Origin of the sequence: Amycolatopsis endophytica, from assembly GCF_013410405.1 — a bacterium.
GTDB classification, from domain to species: Bacteria; Actinomycetota; Actinomycetes; order Mycobacteriales; family Pseudonocardiaceae; genus Amycolatopsis_E; species Amycolatopsis_E endophytica.
On the sequence record NZ_JACCFK010000001.1, the window covers coordinates 2,031,704 to 2,051,054 of the forward strand.

General features: G+C 71.6%; 12 protein-coding genes. 4 read left to right on the forward strand and 8 right to left on the reverse strand.

Annotated elements, in window-relative coordinates; genetic code table 11:
• The first annotated feature begins 24 nt into the window (after positions 1-24).
• Positions 25-1,281, forward strand: coding sequence for a lipase family protein (locus HNR02_RS10125; protein ID WP_179772892.1), 1,257 nt, complete (start codon positions 25-27; stop codon positions 1,279-1,281).
• A 10-nt stretch (positions 1,282-1,291) separates the two neighbouring features.
• On the opposite strand, the gene HNR02_RS10130 is transcribed toward HNR02_RS10125, so the two are convergent.
• A complete protein-coding gene (locus HNR02_RS10130) occupies positions 1,292-1,699 on the reverse strand; it encodes a DUF3151 domain-containing protein (protein WP_179772893.1) in 408 nt (135 codons plus the stop codon).
• 222 nt (positions 1,700-1,921) lie between these two features.
• Between HNR02_RS10130 and HNR02_RS10135 the strand changes: the two genes are divergently transcribed.
• Complete coding sequence (locus tag HNR02_RS10135) at positions 1,922-3,094, forward strand: hypothetical protein (RefSeq protein ID WP_179772894.1); 1,173 nt, start codon at positions 1,922-1,924, stop codon at positions 3,092-3,094.
• Here HNR02_RS10135 and fbaA read toward each other — a convergent pair.
• Together fbaA and HNR02_RS10145 are read right to left on the reverse strand one after the other, a co-directional pair.
• Positions 3,087-4,118 (reverse strand): class II fructose-bisphosphate aldolase, encoded by a 1,032-nt coding sequence (gene fbaA, locus HNR02_RS10140; protein ID WP_179772895.1) that lies wholly within the window; start codon positions 4,116-4,118, stop codon positions 3,087-3,089. The genes HNR02_RS10135 and fbaA overlap by 8 nt on opposite strands.
• 155 nt (positions 4,119-4,273) lie before the next feature.
• Positions 4,274-5,101, reverse strand: a complete 828-nt coding sequence (locus HNR02_RS10145) for an LLM class F420-dependent oxidoreductase (protein WP_179772896.1) — start codon at positions 5,099-5,101, stop codon at positions 4,274-4,276.
• 50 nt (positions 5,102-5,151) lie between these two features.
• Between HNR02_RS10145 and HNR02_RS10150 the strand changes: the two genes are divergently transcribed.
• Together HNR02_RS10150 and HNR02_RS10155 are read left to right on the forward strand one after the other, a co-directional pair.
• On the forward strand, positions 5,152-6,075 hold the full coding sequence (locus tag HNR02_RS10150) for an aldo/keto reductase (protein ID WP_179772897.1): 924 nt from the start codon (positions 5,152-5,154) through the stop codon (positions 6,073-6,075).
• Between the two features lie 8 nt (positions 6,076-6,083).
• On the forward strand, positions 6,084-6,995 hold the full coding sequence (locus HNR02_RS10155) for a MaoC/PaaZ C-terminal domain-containing protein (RefSeq protein ID WP_179772898.1): 912 nt from the start codon (positions 6,084-6,086) through the stop codon (positions 6,993-6,995).
• Here HNR02_RS10155 and HNR02_RS10160 read toward each other — a convergent pair.
• Genes HNR02_RS10160 through HNR02_RS10180 form a run of 5 tightly spaced genes read right to left on the reverse strand, consistent with a single transcriptional unit; the run spans position 6,958 to position 19,142 of the window.
• Positions 6,958-7,803, reverse strand: coding sequence for an alpha/beta fold hydrolase (locus HNR02_RS10160; RefSeq protein WP_179772899.1), 846 nt, complete (start codon positions 7,801-7,803; stop codon positions 6,958-6,960). The two genes, HNR02_RS10155 and HNR02_RS10160, sit on opposite strands and share 38 nt — an antisense overlap.
• Complete coding sequence (locus HNR02_RS10165) at positions 7,803-15,200, reverse strand: type I polyketide synthase (protein ID WP_179772900.1); 7,398 nt, start codon at positions 15,198-15,200, stop codon at positions 7,803-7,805. Before HNR02_RS10165 ends, HNR02_RS10160 begins: the two co-directional genes overlap by 1 nt.
• Positions 15,200-16,195 carry a prenyltransferase/squalene oxidase repeat-containing protein gene (locus tag HNR02_RS10170; RefSeq protein ID WP_179772901.1) on the reverse strand — a complete coding sequence of 332 codons (996 nt, stop codon included), beginning with the start codon at positions 16,193-16,195 and terminating at the stop codon, positions 15,200-15,202. Before HNR02_RS10170 ends, HNR02_RS10165 begins: the two co-directional genes overlap by 1 nt.
• A complete protein-coding gene (locus HNR02_RS10175) occupies positions 16,192-17,454 on the reverse strand; it encodes a cytochrome P450 (protein WP_179772902.1) in 1,263 nt (420 codons plus the stop codon). The genes HNR02_RS10170 and HNR02_RS10175 overlap by 4 nt, the downstream gene beginning before the upstream one ends.
• Complete coding sequence (locus tag HNR02_RS10180; RefSeq protein WP_179772903.1) at positions 17,451-19,142, reverse strand: class I adenylate-forming enzyme family protein; 1,692 nt, start codon at positions 19,140-19,142, stop codon at positions 17,451-17,453. Before HNR02_RS10180 ends, HNR02_RS10175 begins: the two co-directional genes overlap by 4 nt.
• Positions 19,143-19,351 lie beyond the last annotated feature (209 nt).

A 19,351-nucleotide genomic window follows, 5' to 3' on the forward strand; every position in this document is an offset into this window, starting at 1 on the left:
AAAATAGCTCACCGGGGAGCGTTCATGCGCCTTCTGCATCGCCGGCTCGCGGCGACCGTGACCGCGGCGGTCGCCGTGCTGTCGATGACGACCGTGCCGGCCGGCGCGTCCACCGGCGATTTCTACGCTCCGCCTGCCACCCTGCCAGGTGACAACGGCGACATCATCCGTCACGAGCCGAGCCAGTTCTTCCTCGACCCGGTGAAGCTGCTTCCCGCCGCCGCGCAAGTTCAGCGGATCATGTACCGCAGCACGAACACGCACGGTGATCCCATCGCGGTCACCGGCACGGTCCTCACGCCGAAGACCCCGTGGCGCGACGGCGAGCGGCCGATCATCGCCTATGCGCCCGGCACGCAGGGGCTCGGTGACCAGTGCGCGCCGTCGAAGGCGCTGGCCGCGGGGCAGGAGTACGAGGGCCCGTTCATCGCCGGTCTGCTGGCGCGCGGCTGGGCCGTGGTCGTCACCGACTACGAAGGTCTCGGCACGCCCGGCGTGCACACCTACGTCAACCGCAAGGCCGAGGGGTACGCCGTCCTCGACTCGATCCGCGCGGCACAGCGGTTGCCGGGTCTGCCCGACGACGGTCCCGTCGCGATCGCCGGCTACTCGCAGGGCGGTGGCGCGTCGGCCGCGGCCGCGGAGATGCAGCCGTCCTACGCTCCGGAACTGGACCTCCAGGGCGCCTACGCCGGTGCGGTTCCGGCCGATCTCGCCGCGGTCGGGCGCAGCCTCGACGGCGCCTATGCGGTCGGTTTCCTGATGTTCGCGGTCGCGAGCGTCAACTACGCCTACCCGGAGCTGCACATCACCGACGTCCTCAACGACCGGGGCAAGGCGCTCGAAGCCCAGGTCGAGACCGAGTGCACCGTCGAATCGGTCGTGAAGCACGCGTTCACCCGCACCGCGGACCTGACCGTCGACGGCCGTCCGATCAGCGAGTACCTCGCCGAGGAGCCGTACGCCTCGGTCGTCGCGGAACAGCGGATCGGACTCGGAAAACCCACGGTCCCGATGTACGTCGTGCACAGCGCGCTCGACGACATCGTGCCCTACGAGCAGGGCCGGACGATGGCGCGGAGCTGGTGCGACGAGGGCGCCACCGTCCGGTTCGACACCCTCGCGGTGCCGACCCACGTCGGTGGCGCCGTCGCCGGCTACCCCGCCGCGTTCGCCTGGCTCGAAGGCCGGTTCGCGGGCAGGACAGCACCCAGCAACTGCGGATCGATCAGCGGCGCGCAGCCACCGGTGACGGTGGCGGCGGGAGACGGGAGGGCATGATGGTCCGGATCTACTGGAGGCCGGTCGCCACTGCCGCGGCCGGGTCGGAGTCGACGATGAACTTCCGGCATCGCTCGTACTCCTCGGCTTCCCCGATGCGCTGGGCGGCCTTCGCGAGGGCGGCCAGCGCGCGCAGGAAGCCCTGGTTCGGGCGGTGGTCCCAGGGCACCGGGCCGAAGCCCTTCCACCCGGCGCGGCGCAGCTGATCCAGGCCGCGGTGGTAGCCGGTGCGGGCGAAGGCGTAGGCGGGGACGAACTCGTCCGCCTCCAGGGCCCGTTCGGCCAGCGCGGCCCAGGCCTCGCTGAAGTCGGGGTGCTCGGCGGCCACGTCGGTCGGATCGGTGCCGGCGTCCATCGCGGCCTGCGCGTCCACGCGCTCGGGCAGGCGGGTGGCGTCGGGTTCCAGCAGGTTCGTCATGGTGCCCAGTATCGGCGTCCTACACGAACAGGCTCGCGAGGACCCCACTGCCGAGGAGGACGAGGGCGGCGATCAGGACCGCGGCGACGAAACGTTTCGGCATCACGGGCCGACACGATGCCCGTCGCTCGCGGCGCGCGCAAGGAAGTCACGCCTCAGGGTGAACCCTGAATTTCGGGCATCTGCGTCCTTCCCGGCATCCGGGCCGTGGATGATGTCCGCATGACGAAGGCGCTCGAGGGGACCGCCGAGGGCGTTTCCGTGCCGAGGGACCCCATCGGCAAGACCAGGCTTTTCTTCGCCACCCACTGGGAACGCGGCGCGCCGGGCCGCCCGACGCCCGGGTGGGTGCTGCGGTTCGCCTACGGCATGTGGCTCACCGCGTTCGCCTTCAAGGTCATCGGCTCGTCGTGGGACATGTCGTGGCACTTCAAGTTCATCCGCGACGACCTCGCCCCGCCGCACCTGATCAACACGGTCGGTACCGGCATCGTGATCGTCCTGGTCGCGATCCACAGCTACACCGGGCTCGGCTGCGACCGGCGCTCGCTGCGGCTGATGCAGGCCGGGCTGGTGATGTTCCTGGTCGCGGCGCCGCTGGACGTCATCAACCACCGCGTCAGCGGCCTCGACCTGACCGCGTGGAGTCCCACGCACATGCTGCTCTACATCGGCACCGGCGTGACGCTGGCCGGAGTCCTGGACGGCTGGATGAAGTCGGCGCCGCCGGGCCGGTTCCGCACGCTGGTGCTGACCGGGCTGTGGGTGTTCTTCCTGGAGAACACCTTCTTCCCCAACGGGCAGCAGGAGTACGGCATCCTCGGCCTGCGTGCGTGGGAGCGCGGCACGCCCGAGGCCGAGCCGTCGCTGCTGAGCTTCGCCGCCGAGCAGATCGGGCATCCGGTCGACCGCGTCGCCGTGCTGCACTTCGCGATGCCGATCGCGGACTGGGTGTATCCGCTGTGGGGCGTCGGGGTGTCGGCGCTGGTGCTGGCGCTGGCGCGGCACACCCTCGGCCGCGCCTGGGCGGCGACGGCGGTGGCCGCCGCGTACGTGGCTTACCGCGCGGTCATCTGGCCGTTGCTGGTCGTGGGCACGTTCCCGGCCTCGGCGGTCCCCTTCTACCTGCTCGCCGTCGGGCTCGCGGTGGACGTCGCGTTCCGGATCGGGCGCGCACACCGCGTGCTGACCCCGCTGGTCGGCGGGCTGCTGGTGACCGCGTTCGGCTACGGCGCGCTGTGGCTGCAGGCGCAGCTGCGCCCGTGGCTGCTGGGCGGCGCGCACACCGAGTCCGCGCCGCCGTTCGCCTACTGGCCCGCGCTGGTGATCCTGGCGGGCCTGCCCGCGTTGTGGTGGGCCCTCACGCGCGCGAGGACCCACCACACGGTCAGCTGATCTTCGTGCCCGCCGACTTGAGGTGCTCGGCGGCCTCGACGATGCGCTTGGCCATCGCGCCCTCGGCCACCTTGAGGTAGCTGCGCGGGTCGTAGGTCTTCTTGTTGCCGACCTCGCCGTCGATCTTCAGGACACCGTCGTAGTTCTTGAAGAAGTGGTCGGCGATGGGGCGGGAGAAGGCGTACTGGGTGTCGGTGTCGACGTTCATCTTCACCACGCCGTAGGACACCGCCTCGTGGATCTCCTCCAGCAGCGAGCCGGAACCGCCATGGAAGACCAGCTCGAACGGCTTGCTGCCTTCGGGCAGGCCCAGCTTCTCGGCGGCGACCTGCTGGCCGCGCTTGAGCACGTCCGGGCGCAGCTGCACGGCACCCGGCTTGTAGGCGCCGTGCACGTTGCCGAAGGTGGCGGCGAGCAGGTAGCGGCCCTTCTCGCCGGTGCCCAGCGCGTCGACGGTCTTCACGAAGTCGCCCTCGGCGGTGTACAGCTTCTCGTTGATCTCGTTCGAGACGCCGTCCTCCTCACCGCCGACGACGCCGATCTCGACTTCCAGGATGATCTTCGCCGCGGCCGCCTTCGCGAGCAGTTCGCTGGCGATCTCCAGGTTCTCGTCCAGGTCGATCGCGGAGCCGTCCCACATGTGCGACTGGAACAGCGGGTTCCGCCCCTGGTTGACGCGCTCCTGGGACAGCTCGATCAGCGGGCGGACGAAGCCGTCCAGCTTGTCCTTCGGGCAGTGGTCGGTGTGCAGGGCGATGTTCACCGGGTACTTGTCGGCGACGACGTGCGCGAACTCGGCGAGCGCGGTCGAGCCGGTCACCATGTCCTTGACCCGGGTACCGGAGGCGAACTCGGCGCCACCGGTCGAGATCTGGATGATCCCGTCGCTCTCCGCGTCGGCGAACCCGCGCAGGGCGGCGTTGAGGGTCTCCGACGAGGTCACGTTGATCGCCGGGTACGCGAACTCGCCCGCCTTGGCCCGGTCCAGCATCTCCGCGTAGACCTCGGGGGTGGCGATGGGCATCGTGGGTCCTCCTAGCTGTGGTTCGCCTTCTTGCCCGAATCGTACGAGGTCGGCGGCGCCAGGACAGTGGCCCGGCTCTCTGCGGTCCCAGGTCGGGAACGATCAAGTGAGAAAAGACGCCCCGCCCCGGTGGTGGGGGCGGGGCGTCGTCGAGGTCAGGACAGCAGGGCCTTGCTGACGGCGCGGTAGCCGGGCAGCGGGTCGTCGCCGAGGACCTGGACGCACACGTGGTCCGCGCCGGCGTCGAGGTGCGCCTGGATGCCGCGCGCGATCGACTCGATGTCGCCGTGCAGGGCGAGCGCGTCGATCAGCGCGTCGCTGCCGCCGTTGTCCAGGTCGGCCTCGGTCCAGCCGTGGCGGAGCAGGTTGCTGCGGTAGTTCACCAGGTTGAGGTAGGGATTCTGGATCCCGGGCCGGGCGGTGGCGCGGGCCTTCTCCGGGTCGGTCTCCAGCACGATCTTCTGCTCGGGCGCCAGCAGCACGCCGTCGCCGAGGACCTTGCGCGCCTCCCTGGTGTGCTCGGGCGTGGTCAGGTACGGGTGGGCGCCCGCGGTCCGCTCGGCGGAGAGCTTGAGCACCTTCGGGCCCAGCGCGGCCAGCGCCCGTGCGGCCACCGGCACGCCCGCCTGGTCCAGGCCGCCCAGGTAGTCGACGATCTTGTCGTAGGGCTTCTGGTACTCCTGCGTCGCTTCCGGATGGCCGATGCCGACGCCGAGCAGGAACCGACCCGGGTGCTTCGCCTCGATCCGGTGCCAGGACGCGCCGACGGTGGCCGCGTCGTCCTTCCACATGTTGACGATGCCGGTGGCGACCTTGATGTTCTCGGTCGCGTCCAGCAGCTCGTCGACGAGCGTCAGCTGCCCGTCCGGCGACATGCCGATCCAGATCGCACCGTAACCGAGCGATTCGACTTCGCGTGCCACGTCCGCGTTGAGCGCGGGCCAGCCGGCCCAGATACCGATCTTGCCGAGTTCGATAGCCATGAACGTGTCAACCACGGCGGGTGGTCCCCGCATTCCTCTACGTTGGATGCATGGCCAAAATCGGTGATCTCGAGGTCTACCCCCTCAACCTCGGCGGGAACGTGTTCGGCTGGACCGCCGACGAGGAGCGTTCCTTCGCCGTCCTCGACGCCTACGCGGCCGCGGGCGGCAACTTCGTCGACACGGCGGACGCCTACATGGCGCGCGTTCCCGGCAATTCGGGCGGCGAGTCGGAGACGATCATCGGCAACTGGCTGGCCCGCCGCGGCCGCCGCGACGACATCGTCATCGCCACCAAGGTGGGCAGCTGGGACAAGCGCCCCGGCGTGACGGCGAAGAACATCCGCGAGGCCGCGGAGGACTCGCTGCGCCGGCTCCGGACCGATCACATCGACCTGTACTACGCGCACCGCGACATCGCCGACGCACCACTGGAGGAGACGCTGGGTGCCTTCGACGAGCTGGTGCGGGCGGGAAAGGTGCGTTACCTGGGCGCGTCGAACTACAGCGCTTCGCGCCTGGCGGAGGCGCTGTCCATCTCGGACCGGGAGGGCTTCGCGCGGTACGCCGCCGTGCAGCCGCACTACAACCTCGTCGAGCGCGGGTACGAGCAGGAACTGGCCCCGCTCGTGGCGAAGGAGGGGCTGGCCACGCTGCCGTACTTCGCGCTGGCGAAGGGCTTCCTGACGGGCAAGTACCGCTCGCGCGAGGCCGGCGGCAGCCCGCGCGCCGAGGGCGCGGTCGCGTACCTGGACCACCGCGGCGAGCGGGTGCTGGAGGCGCTCGACGACATCTCGGCCGCGCATTCGACCACGCCCGCCGCCGTGGCACTGGCGTGGCTGGCCGCCCAGCCGACGGTCGCCGCGCCGATCGCCAGCGCCCGCAACGAGGAGCAGCTGGCCGACCTGATCGCCTCGGTGGAGCTGCGGCTGACCGAAACGGACCTCGCCCAGCTCGACGACGCCTCCCAGTAGCAGCGGTCGTGACTGTCGATCCCGCACGCGTGCGAAGTCTCCGGCTGCCCGCTTCGACGTTCGTGTGGTCGGTCCGGGACGTGCTGCAGTACCAGCTCGCCCTGCTCGGCCCCGATGCCGACCCGGTGGACCCGCGTCAGCTGCGGTACCTGCACGAAGACGACCTCGTCGTGCTGCCGACGTTCGCGATGACGGTCCCCGCCGTGTTCGGGGTGGCCGCGGCGGAGCACTACCACCCGGAACCGCCGGAGATCCGCTTTCCCGGACTCTCGCTCAGGCTCGGCCGGTTGCTGCACGCCCGCCAGGAGCTGGTGTCGCACCGGCCGGTCCCGGCCCGCGGCGAGCTGCGGACCGAGACCACCATCGACGCGGTGCACGACACCGGCAACGCCGCGGTGCTGGTGCAGCGCACCGAGGCTGTCGGGCCGGACGACCAGCCGCTGTTCACGTCGGTGTGTGACATCCGCGCGGCGGGTGAGGGCGGGTTCGGCGGGCCCGGGTACCCGCACCGGCGCCCCCGTCGGCCGGACCGGGAGCCCGACCTGGTGCTGCACGTACCGACGCAGCCACAACAGGCGCTGCTCTACCGGATGTGCGGGGACCGCAACCCGGTGCACGTCGTTCCGGCCGCGGCCACGGCTGCGGGTTTCGAGCGCCCGTTCCTGCAGGGCGGGTGCACCTACGGGATGGTGGCCAAGGCGATCGTGGACGCGGTGTGGGACGGCGACCCGGACGCGCTCGGACGTTACGTCGCGTGGTTCACCGGCGTGGTGTTCCCCGGCGACGTCCTGCGCACCGGGATCTGGACCGGCGACGGCGAACTGGAGTTCCACACGACGGTGCCGGAGAGGCGGGACGCGCCCGTCCTCTCCGGCACCGTGGTCAGCCGAGACCGAGGAACTCCAGCACCGCGTTCGTGACGGGCACCGGGTTCTCCATGTGCACGTGGTGGCCGCCGGGCACGGTGACCGTCCGCAGATCCGGCACGCTGTCGATGCGCCCGGGGTAGAAGCTTTCGACCAGTGCCGTCCGTTCCGCGCGGACCAGCAGCGTGGGCGCCGTGATGGTGCGCAGGAACGCCCGGACCTGGTCCTCGGTGAACGTCCGCGGGATCGACCGTTTCAACCGCACGTCGTGGCGCCACGAGTAGCCGCCGGGAACCTCCCGCAGACCGCGTTCCACCAGTGTCTGCGCCGTGTCCAGCAGGATGTCGGCCAGCTGGACCCGCGCTTTGACCGCCTTGGCCCTGCTCGGGTACACCGGGTGCGCGGTGTCCGACAGGTAGGTCGTGAGATAGCCGGCCATGGCCTCGACGGTGTCCGCCGGACTCGCCGACAGCGGGCCGATGGCGTCCAGCAGGACCAGCCGGAGGATCTTCTCCGGGTGCAGCCCCGCGACCAGTGAGGACAGCGCTCCGCCCAGTGAGTGCCCGATCAGGTGGAAGTTCTGCCACCCCAGGTCCTGCACGAGCTCCAGCACGCACGCCGCGTAGTCGAGGTAGTGACAGGTGGCGGACGGGATCGGGTCCGACAGGCCGTGTCCGGGCAGGTCCACCGCGAGCAGGTCCACCGTGCCCGGCATCCGCTCGGCGAGCTGGTCGAAACTTGCGCAGTTGTCCAGCCAGCCGTGCAGGCAGAGCACCGGGACACCGTCCGGCCGGCCGGAGCGCTTGCCCCGCAGCGCGATCCCGCTGCGGGGCAGCACGACCGCGAACTCTTCGGCGCCCACTAGCGCGCCACCTTCTCGTCCAGCCGGGTGAGCAGGCGCCCCGACAGCTCCACCACGGTCGGGCCCTTCATCAGCTCCATGATGGTGACCTTGACGCCGGACTCCCGCTCGATCCACGAGCTGATCTCCGCGGCGAGCAGCGAATCCAGGTAGTCCATCAGCGGCATCCGGTCATCCAGCGCGTCCAGGGGGATGCCGAGCACGGCGGCCACCTTCGCCGACAGCGCCTCCTTCATCAGCCCTTCCCGTGCCTGCCCGCTGATGGTGCCGAGCCGGTGCCGCAGCGGCTTGTCGCTGTCGCGGCCGCCACCGTTCGTGCCGTCGTCTCCGGTGCCGTCGGCGACGTGGGCGTACCGCGGCGGTACCACCGGATACTGGGCGAGGAACCGGTTCCAGTCGGTCGGCAGCACGCCCACCTGGGCGTGCGAACCACGGCGGAGCAGGTCGAGCACGCGGTAGGCGTCGGCGACCGGGAAGGCCCGCATGCCCGTCGCGGCCACCTTGCGGGCCACGTCGCCGTGCCGGGCCACGTACCCCGCGTCGGCCACCGCGCCCCAGTTGACCGCGAGCGCGGGCAGCCCGGCGGCTCGCCTGGCTTCGGCGAGGTGGTCCAGGAAGGCGTTCGCCGCGGCGTAGTTGGCCTGTCCCGCGTTGCCGAGCATCGACGTCGCGGACGAGAACAACACGAAGGCGTCCAGCGGCCGGTCCGCGGTCAGCTCGTGCAGGTGCCACGCCCCGAGCGCCTTCGGCGCGACGACCGTCGCCATCCGGTTCCGGTCGAGGTCGGTGAGCACCCCGTCGTCGAGGACCATCGCGCCATGCAGGATTCCGCGCAGCGGGGGCAGTTCCCGGTCGACGCGGTCCAGCAACGCGGCCAGTTCCGCGCGGGAGGTCACGTCGACCGCGGCGGTGACCACCTCGGCACCGGCCGCGCGCAGCTTGTCCACGGCCGCCACCGCGGTGTCGCTGGACGCTCCGGAACGCCCGGCCAGCACCAGGCTGCGCACGCCGTCGGCGACCAGCTGTTCCGCCATGGCGAGGCCGAAACCGCCCAGGCCACCGGTGACCAGCCAGGTGCCCCGCGGCCCCTCGGGGGCAGGCACGGGCTGGACGGGAACCTCGTGCTCGTCCATGGCCACCACCAGCTTGCCGATGTGGCGCGCGGCGGCGAGACGGCGGAACGCGGATGTCGTCTCGGCGGGCGGGAACACCCGGTACGGCAGCGGGTGCAGCCGCCCCTGCCGCACGAGGTCCAGCAACCCGGTCAGGGCCTCGCGGACCTCGTCCGGACGGTCCGCGAGGCGTTGCCGGAGGTCGAAACCGAAGTAGGACAGGTTGTTCAGGAACGGGCGCAGGCCGATCGGGGCGTCCGCGAGCAGGTCACGCTTGCCCAGCTCGACGAACCGGCCGTAGGACGCCAGAGAGGCGAGCCCGCGCGCGACCGCGTCACCGGCTATCGAGTTCACCACGACGTCCACGCCCTCGCCGCCGGTGGCCGCGCGCACCTGGTCGGCGAAGTCCAGCGACCGCGAATCCATCACGTGCCGCACACCGAGCGCCCGCAACAACTCACGTTTCTCCGGGGAGCCCGCGGTCGCGAACACCTCGGCGCCCGCGAGGACGGCCAGCTGCACCAGCGCCAGGCCGGTGCCGCCGGTGCCGGAGTGGATCAGCACCCGTTCGCCCGCCCGCACGCGGGCCAGTTCGTGCAGCGCGTACCAGGCGGTGAGGAAGGCGATCGGCATTCCCGCCGCCTCCTCGAACCCGAGCGAGTCCGGTTTGGCCACGACGCACCGGGCGTCGACGACCAGGTGCGAGGCGAGAGTTCCCTGCTCGGCGCACACCGCGATCACCGGCTGGCCGACGCTGACCCCGTCCACGTCCGGGCCGACCCGGGTGACCACGCCCGCGCATTCGGCGCCGAACCGGAGCCCGCCTGCGGAGTCGAGCGGCGGAACCTGCCCGAGCGCGGTCATCACGTCGAGGAAGTTCAGGCCCGCGGCCACCACCCGCACCTCGACCTGCCCGGCACCCGGCGCGGCTCGCTCGGCCGCGTGGAACCCCAGTTCGTCCAGCGCGCCCGCCTGGCCGATGCCCACCGCGAACCGCTGCCCCTCGGGTAGTTCGCGGCCGTCGACCGGCGTCTCGACCTCGGTGGCGGGCAGGGGCACCAGACGGCGGACGAACCGCTCGCCCGCCCGCAGCGCGACCTGGCCTTCCGCGTCGTCGATGCACAACTGCGCCAGCACGGAGTCCACGTCGTCCGAGCCGGGGTCGAGGTCGATGACGGTGAACTCGGTGTGCGGCAGCTCCAGCCCGGCGACGGTACCGATGCCCCAGGCGGCCGAGCCGCCCAGCCGGACCGACGGGTTGCGGAACGCGTGCGTGCCGCGAGTGAGCACGAAACACCGGGGCCGGTCGGTGTCGGCTTCTTCGACCGCACGCAGCAGTGCGACGGTGGTCGCCGCGTCGTCGATCGCCGCGCCCACCGGATCGCGGCCGGCGGTGCCGAACTGCACGATCGCCCGTGGTCGCAGGGACTCCAGCAGCTGCCGGTATTCGCCGTCCGCCCCGGAGGAGGGGACCACCACCGGCGAGCCGCCCAGCGCGGTGATGCGGGCGGCCAGGTGGGACGCCAGCTCGTCGCCGCCGTCCACGATGAGCCAGGTGCCCTCCATCGCGGGCGGTGGAGCTTGTTCGACCGATCCGGCGGCGCGGGCGAGGAGCACGGCCTGGCTGCCCGGTCCGTCGTCGCCGGTCGCGGCCACCTCGTCGAAGCCGACCGAGGTGAGCAGGTGCTGCCAGCTCGCCGCCGGGAGCAGCGGTCCGTCCGTGCGCACCGACAGATCGCGGAACGACCACCAGCCGTCGGTGAGGCCGAAGGTCAGGTCGAGCCACCGGTTGCCGGGCAGGGCTTCCAGCAGCGCCAGTATCCCGCCGGGCGCCAACGCCTCGTGCAACCCGAGCAGGGTCCGCTTGAGGTCGGCGGTGGCGTGCACGACGTCGGCGGCGACCACGAGGTCGAACGAGGCGGGGCGAAGGCCCTGCGCTTCGAGGTCGTTCTCCAGGTCCAGGGTCCGGTAGTCGACGAAGCCGTAGTCCCGGAACCGCTCCCGCGCACCGGCGACGAAGGCCGGTGAGACGTCGGTGAACACGTACTCGCACCGGTCCGGGGGCAGGGCGGGCAACAGGCTCGCGGTCAGCCCGCCGGTGCCGCCACCCACCTCCAGCACCCGCACGGTCCGGCCGGGAGCGGCGTCGCGGACCAGCTGGTCCACCGCCTCCTTGAGCAACCGGTTGTGGAACCGGGCGATGGGAGAGGTCTGGTAGACCGGTTCGGCGTCGGCCCCGGAGCCCTGCGGGAACAGCAGCTCCAGCGGATCGGTCTGCCCGGTCAGCACGTCGTGCAGGCGCGAACCCGTGCGGCGCAGAAGGTTCAGCTCCCACACGCACGACGGATGCTCCCGCAGCACGTCCGCCCAGTCCGGCGGCTCGACGGGGTCCGCTTCGACGTGGAAATGGCCGTCCTCCTCGCGGAGCAGGCCGTCTTCGGCGAGGAACCGGACCAGCCCGGCGACGGCTGTCCGGTATTTCGGAAGCAGTCCGGGCAGCTCGCGGGGAGCCACCACCGTGCCCGGTGCGAGTTCCTGGCCGAACCGCCGGAGGGCGTCCGCCACGTATCCCGAGGCCAGTCGCCGGACCTGGTGCTGGTAACCGGTCTTGTACCGGTCCCGGCCGTAGCGGACGGCGTACTCCCGCTGCAGCGGCCCGAGGCGCTCGCACAGCTGGAGCGGCGCCGACCGGACCGCGCTGGGCAGGTTCCGGCCGGTGTCCTGGCGCTCCCAGCGGAACCGGTACAGGTCACCGGACAGGGCACGATCCGAGGCGGCGTCCTCGTCCGGCACGACCTTGCCGGTCAACGGCGCGAACTCGGCCAGCAGCCGTCCCCGCGCGTCGAACACCCGGACGTCGACCGACAGGCCGCTGCCGTCGTGCTTGTGGGCGACGGTGTGGCACCACTCCGCGCCGGCGAGCGGTCCGTGCACGCGCACCGCGTCGATCCCGGTCGGCAGGTAGCGGAACGGCAGCAGCGCGGTGTCGCCGTCGGCCGGGTGCAGGATCGCGCTCTGGAAACACGCGTCGAGGACGGCCGGATGCATGAGGTGACCCGCGAGGCGGTTGCGCAGGACCCGTGGGGCCTTGATCCGCGCCAGCGCCTCACCGCTGCCGGTGTGCAGCTCGGCGATACCGCAGAAGGCGGGCCCGTAGGCGTAGCCCCGTCGCTGCAGTTCGCCGTACACGTCCACGGCCTTGTGGGAAGCCGTGCACCGCGCGCGGATGGAGTCGAGGTCGACGGTCTCCTCCCGCGTCGGCCCGGCCGGGTGGAAGCGGCCCCGCGCGTTGCGCACCCAGTTCTGTCCCCGCGCCGGACGCTGGTGGAACTCGAACGTGCCGGTGTCCGGATCCATCTCCAGACGGCTCAGCTGTGGCTCACCGTCGAGCACGCAGGCCCGCTCGAACGCGACGTACTCCAGCGCGCACGCCTGACCGGTCACCTCCTGAGCCGCGGCGAGGGCGGCCTCGACGTAGGTGGCGCCGGGCACGATCACGGAACCGAGCACGTCGTGCTCGTGGACCCAGGACAGCCGGTGGTCGTTCCAGTCGATCTCCCAGGACGGCCTCGGACCGTCGACCCGCTTGAGCACCGGATGGGTCTGCCCGCCCGCCCGGTACTGCCACGAGATGGCACTCTCGTTCCAGTACCGCTCGCGGACCCACGGGTTGCCGGGCAGGTCGAGCACCGGTGCCCCGTCCGGGTAGCGCGCCGCCCAGTCCGGCTGGTACCCGGACGCGTACAGCGTGGCGAACGCGGACCGGAACCGCTCCCAGTCGTCCTTGTTCCGCGCCAGGGTGGGAATCGCGACGGCGTCGGCGCCGCGTTCGCCGAACACCTCCCGCAGCGAGTTGACCAGAACCGGATGCGGACTGAGTTCGACGAACGTGTCGATGCCCTCGGCGAGCATGGACCGGATCGCGGGCGCGAACAGGACCGGTTGCCGGAAGTTGCGCCACCAGTAGCCGGTGTCCAGTTCGGTGCCCTCGATCCGCTCACCGGTCACGGTCGAGTAGATCGGGATCGTCGCCGGAGAACCGGTCACCCCGGCGATCTCGGTCAGCAGTTCGTCCCGCAGCGGGTCCATGTCCTGGCTGTGGCAGGCGCAGTTCACCTTGAGCAGCCGGGCGAAGACGTCGCGCTCACGCAGCTCGGCTTCGACCCGCTCGAGCACCGGGCGCCTGCCGGACAGCGTCGTCGCTCCGGAACTGTTCTCCGCGGAAACCCACAGCAGGCCGGGGTGGTTCTCGCACAGCTCCTCGGCCTCGTCCCTGGGCAGCGCGACGAACATCATCCCGCCGGAGGGGTCGGCCTTCTCCTGGATGCGCGCCCGGGTGCAGATCACCCGCAGCGCCTGGCCGAGGTCGAGCGCGCCGCCGAGGTGGGCCGCGGCGATCTCACCCATGCTGTGCCCGGCCACCGCGTCCGGGGTCACGCCCCAGCTCTTCCACAGTTCGGCGAGCGCCACCTGCAGCGCGAACATGGTCGGCTGCAGGCAGTGCGTCTCGCCGACACGCGAGGACTCCTCGTCGGCGGTGAGGGCTTCGAGGATGGACCAGCCGAGGTAGGGCCGGGCGACCTCGTCGCATTCGATGATCTTGTCCCGGAACACCGGGCTGGTCTCCAGCAGTGTCCGTCCCATCGCGTACCACTGCGGCCCCTGCCCGTTGAACAGGAAGGCCACCCGCCCGGTCCGGGACGGTGCGGCGGTTCCCGCGACGACACTCGCGGGCGAGCCGCCCGCGAGGTGTTCGCGGAGCTTCCCGGCGGCCTCGCCCGCGGTGTCGGCGGCCACCGCGAGCCGGAACCGGTGGTGACCGCGTCGCAGGGCCAGTGCCGCGCCCAGTTCGTCGAGCACGGGGTGGTCCGCGTCGAGCCGGTCGGCGTGGGCAGCCACCAGTTCGCGCAAGGCGGCTTCGCTGCGCGCGCTGAACGTGAGCACGGCCGGCTGACCGGTCACCCGCGGCGCGGAACCGGCCGGGGGCGGGCCTTCCAGCACCACGTTGGCGTTGGTGCCGCCGAACCCGAACGAGTTGACGCTGGCGATCGCCCGCTCGTAGCCGGACGGCCACGGCCGTGCCGTCGTGGGGACGTCGAGCCGCAGCCGGTCGAAGTCGATGTCCGGGTTCCCGGCCGTGAAGTGCAGGCTGGGTGGCACCCGGCGGTGGTGGACGGACAGGGCGGCCTTGATGAGACCGGCGATCCCGGCGGCCGCTTCGAGGTGGCCGATGTTGGTCTTGACCGAACCCATGAGGGCGGCCGGTCGGTCGGCGGCCCCGCCGGTCAGCACCTCGCCGAGCGCGGCGGCCTCGATCGGGTCACCGACCGGGGTGCCCGTGCCGTGCGCCTCGACGTAGCCCACCTCGCCGGGCGCGACCCCGGCGCGTTCCAGCGCCAGCCGGAAGTTGGCGGCCTGCGCCTCGCCGCTGGGCACTGTGATGCCCTGGGTGCGCCCGTCCTGGTTCACCGCGCTGCCGCGGATCACGGCGTAGACGCGGTCGTGGTCACGCAGGGCCTGCTCCAGCGGTTTGAGCACGACCATCCCGGCGCCCTCACCGCGGACGTACCCGTTGGCCGCCGCGTCGAAGGCACGGGACCGGCCGTCCGGGGACAACATCGCCGCCTGGCTGAGCGCGATCCCGAACTGGGGGGTGAGCATCAGGTTGACGCCACCGGCCAGCGCGATTCCGCACTCCCCGCGCCGCAGGCTCTCCACCGCGAGGTGCACCGCGACGAGCGACGACGAGCAGGCGGTGTCGATGGTCATGCTCGGACCACGCAGGTCGAACGTGTAGGACAGGCGGTTGGACAGGATGCTCATGAACGTGCCCGTCGCCGAATGCGCCCCCAGGCCGCTGACCTCGCCCGGCGACGACTGGAGCGCGCCGTAGTCCTGGCTGCACGCGCCGAGGAAGACACCGGCACTGGCACCGGCCAGCCGGTCCGGCACGGTCCCGGCGTCTTCAAGGGTCTCCCAGGCCACTTCGAGCATGAGCCGCTGCTGTGGGTCCATCTGCTCGGCGACCCTGGCGGAAATGCCGAAGAACGCGGCGTCGAAGGTGTCCACTTCGGACAGGAAGCCGCCTTCGCGGGCGCTGATCCGGCCGGGCTGCTGGGCTCGCGGCGAGTAGTAGCGGTCGACGTCCCACCGGCCCTCCGGCACCGGGCCGACCGCGTCGACGCCGTCCTCCAGCAGCCGCCACAGCGTCCGCGGGCCGGTGGCCCCGCCGGGCAGACGGCACCCGATGCCGATGATGGCGATCTGGTCAGTGGAGTGGGTCATCAGGCCTCCAGCCCGTCGAGGAGCTTCAGCGCGGACATCGCGCGCGCGGTGGTGAAAACGTCCTGTGTCGCGTGGAATCCGCGGTAGCTGTCGGTGTCCGGGTAGGGGTAGCGGCCGCCGCGCCAACCGCCGTCCGGCCGGACGCGCCCCAGCAACCAGTCCACGCCACGCGCGACCGCGGGCTCCCCCACGCCGACGCCGGCGTGGGCCAGGGTTTCCAGCGCCATGGCGGTGTGCTGCTCGGGCGAGGAGTAGTCGCCGAACTCGTCGATCTGGTCGAACCAGCTGCCGTCCTGGCGCTGCTGCGACAACACGAAGTCCCTGGCCCGCGCCACGGCGGTCAGGTGGCCGAACTCGGCGAGCGCGGCCACGGCAGGGGCCATCAGGTAGTAGTAGGTGCCGTAGTAGTACCAGTTGATGCCGAAGTGCCCGTCCGGCTGCTGCCGTCCGGCGAGGAAGGCGAGCATCTCGTCGAGGTACCGCGGCTCCTGGTCGAGGCCGGTGAGGGCCATCGCGGCGAACCCGGTCACCGACGGCTCGGTCTGGAACGCCTGCGGGATGTGCGGGTGCACCTCCGCCCACGGTCCCGACGGCAACTGCCTGGCCCGCAGGAACGACGCCTTGGCGCCGCACTCCGCGCCGCGACCGGCCAGGGTGAGCGCCGTGACGTATTCGCTGCTGGTTTCCGTGCAGTAGTCGGCGGGCCCGGTCGCCAGCACACCCCAGCTCAGCATTCCAGTGGGTTTTTCCCGCGCACGCAGGAAATCCATGATGGCCTCGGCGGTCCGCCGGTGCGTGCCGGTGGCGAACTCCGGCCACAGCCCGATGGCCTTGAGGGCGTTCACCGAGTCCCAGTCCTGGAAGATCCGGATGGCCGGGTCCTCGGCGATCGAACCGTCCGGGCGGCGGCATCCGGTCAGGTAGTCCAGCGCGCCGGTGACGACCTGGCCGAGGTCGCGCCCCCGCTTCTCGGCGAGCGTGCGCAATGCGGTCATCGTGCACCTCGCGTCGTGACCGGAAGCAGCCGCGGACCGCGGATGACGCGGGACGGGCAGTACCGTGCCCGGCCCGCCTGGCTCAACCGGGGGAATCGTGAGTACAGGGAACGCAGGGCGATCTCTCCTTCCAGCCGCGCGAGGCCGGCGCCGATGCAGTAGTGCACGCCCGCCGCGAACGACAGGTGGTCACGGACGTTCGGCCGGGTGAAGTCGAAGCGCGCCGGATCCGCGAACACCCCGGGGTCCCGGTTCGCGGCGGCGAGCAGGGTCACCACCACGCTTCCCGCGGGCAGGTCCACGCCGGCGAGGGTCACCGCCTCGTTCGCGACGCGGACGCTGTACTGGGCGGGCGCGTCGAGCCGGAGGACTTCCTCCACCACTCGCGCGGCCTGGCCGGGCGCGGAGAGGAACTCCTCCCGCTGCCCGGGAGCCGCGTCGAGGGCCACCACCGCGTTGCCGATGATGTTGGACGTGGTGACGAACCCGCCGATGAGCAGAGCCTCGGCGGTCGCGAGCATCCCGGCCTCGGTCATCTCGCCCTGATCGACGGCCCGGACCAGCACCTCCAGCAGGTCGTCCCGGCCGGGCTCGCGGCGGCGCAGCGCGGCCTGGCCATCGAAGTAGTCGGCCATCTCGCTGAGCAGCGTCCGGGTGCGGCGCACCTCACCGGGGTTGCGTGCGCCGTCGACGAGCGTGCCGAACTCCAGGCCCCACCGGCAGAACCGCTCGTGGTCCGCGGGCGGCAGGCCGAGCAGTTCGCAGATCACCCGGCTCGGCACCCGGAGGGCGAACTCGTCGATCAGGTCGACCGTGCCGGGCCGGTCCAGGCGGTCGAGCTCGTCCTCGACGACCCGCTCGACGAACCCCGCACGCGCTTTCATGGCCGCGGTGGTGAACCACGGCGCGACGATCCTGCGCAGCCGGGTGTGCTCGGGCGGGTCGACCGAGGCGAACGAGTCGTCGAGCGGGTGGACCAGCAGTGCGCTGCGCTGACCACGTGGCGGGGTCAGGCGCAGTTTCGCCGCGGCGGTCGGCACCGCGCCGAACTGCCTGCCGCGCAGCACCTCGCCGCACGTCGCGTGTGACGCGCTCATGTACAGCCTGCCGCGCCCGCGCACCAGGTCACCCGCGGCACGCACCCGCTCGTACCGGGCGTACCCGGACCGGCCGCGCGGCAGCTGGAGCACCGCGGCCACCGGGTCACCGTCGCGCGCCGCACGGGCGCGGCCGCGCAGCATCGACGCGAGTTCGCTCATGCCGGGCTCACGTCGCTGTGCAGGGCCGGCGGCCGCAGTCGTGGTGCCTCGGTGATGCCCGCCTCGGCCAGCTCGGCCGCGATCCACTCGCGCAGCACGTACTTCTTGATCTTCGTTCCGGACATCGGCCACTCGGTGACGAACCGCACGTACCTGGGCACCCGGAACGTCGCGATGCTGCCCAGGCAGAAGTCGATGATCTCCTGCTCTGTCACCGCCGCGCCGGGCGCGAGCTGGATGTAGACCGCGGGCACTTCGACGTAGTGGGCGTCCGGGGCGCTGACGACCTGCGCGATGGCGACCGCGGGATGCCGCAACAGGTAGTCCTCCACCTCGACGGCCGAGACGTTCTCCCCGCCGACCTTGAGCATGTCCTTCACCCTGCTGACGAAGGTGACGCGGCCTTCGGGATCGAGGGTGGCCACATCGCCCGTGTGGAACCAGCCCTCCTCGTCGAACACGCTGGCGGTCAGTTCCGGATCGCGGAAGTAGCCGTCGAAACAGTTGCTGCCGCGGAAGAGCAGCTCTCCCTCAGTGCCCGGCGGAAGGTCGGCACCGGTGGCCGGATCGACCACCCGGCACTCCATCCCGGGCAGTGGGTGCCCGCCCGTGCCGGTGCGCTGGTCGAAGGAGTCGGTCAGGTGGTTCAGCGCGAGGAAGGACGACGCCTCGGTCATCCCGAAGCACGAAACCTGGGTCGCGTGTGGCAACCGGGACGCCATGTCCCGCAACCGTTCCGGCACCCCGACGCACATCACCGCCCGGATCGAGGCGAGATCACGCTGGGCGAAGTCCGGCTGGTTCACCACCGGCAGCCAGATGGTCTCGAACCCCACGAGCACCACGGTCGCCCGTTGCCGTTCCAGGTCGTCCAGCGCGTCGGCGGGCTTGAAGACGCCGGCGTGGCAGTAGGTGCAGCCGGCGTGGACGGTGGCGAAGGCGAAGGCGAGCCCGCCGATGTGGAACAGCGGCAACGGTGTCCACACCCGGTCTTCGGGGACCAGGAAGAACCGCGTGCGGGCGAGACCCGCGGCGTACCTGGTGATCGCCTCGTGGCTGAGCATCGCGCCCTTCGGGCTCGCCGACGTTCCCGAGGTGTACATGACGATCGCGGTGTCCCGCACGCGCACCAGTTCCTGCCGCCGCCGGACCTCAGCCGGATCGGCCCGGCCGGCCAGCTCGGCGAACTCCTCTTCGGACAGGAACGGCGCGGGGGCCGGGTCACCGAGCACGACGACCCGCTCGACCGCGGTTCCCGCCAGCCCGGCGCCCGCCTGCCCGGGGAAGGTTTCGCCGAGCAGCGCCGGGAAGTCCGGGCCCGCGCCGTCCGGACCGTGGGTGACCAACAACCGCATCGCCGAGTGCCGGACCACGATCCCGAGTTCGTAGCCCTTGAAGCGGGCGTTGACCGGGACGGGGACCACGCCGATCTTCATCGCGCCGAAGACGACCGCGATCGCGTCCGGGCAGTTCGACATGAGCACCCCGACCGTGTCCCCGGCGCGCAGGCCGCAGGTCAGCAGGCCGCGGGCGAAATGGTCGGCCCGCTCGGCCAGTTCGCGAAAGGTGAGTTCCACTCCCGGAAAGCTCAGGGCCGTCCGTTGTGGATGCTCAGCCGCCCGGCGGTCGAGTAGATCACCCAGCGTCGTCGCCTCGATCCACTTCCGGTCGGAGTCCAAATCAGACACCGGGATCCCCTTCCCTCTGGCGGCATCGCTATGAGCGAAGCAGGGGAAGGCAAGGTTGCCGGTGGGTTCCGGGTGGCTACGGGGTAACGGCCGGATGGCCGGTCCGGGACCTCCGTCGAGGGTTGAACGAGGGTTCGCGCCCGCGCGCGGAATGTCCGCAAAGGCCGACCGGGAGGTCGCGGACGTTGTATGCCGATCAAGATGTGCCG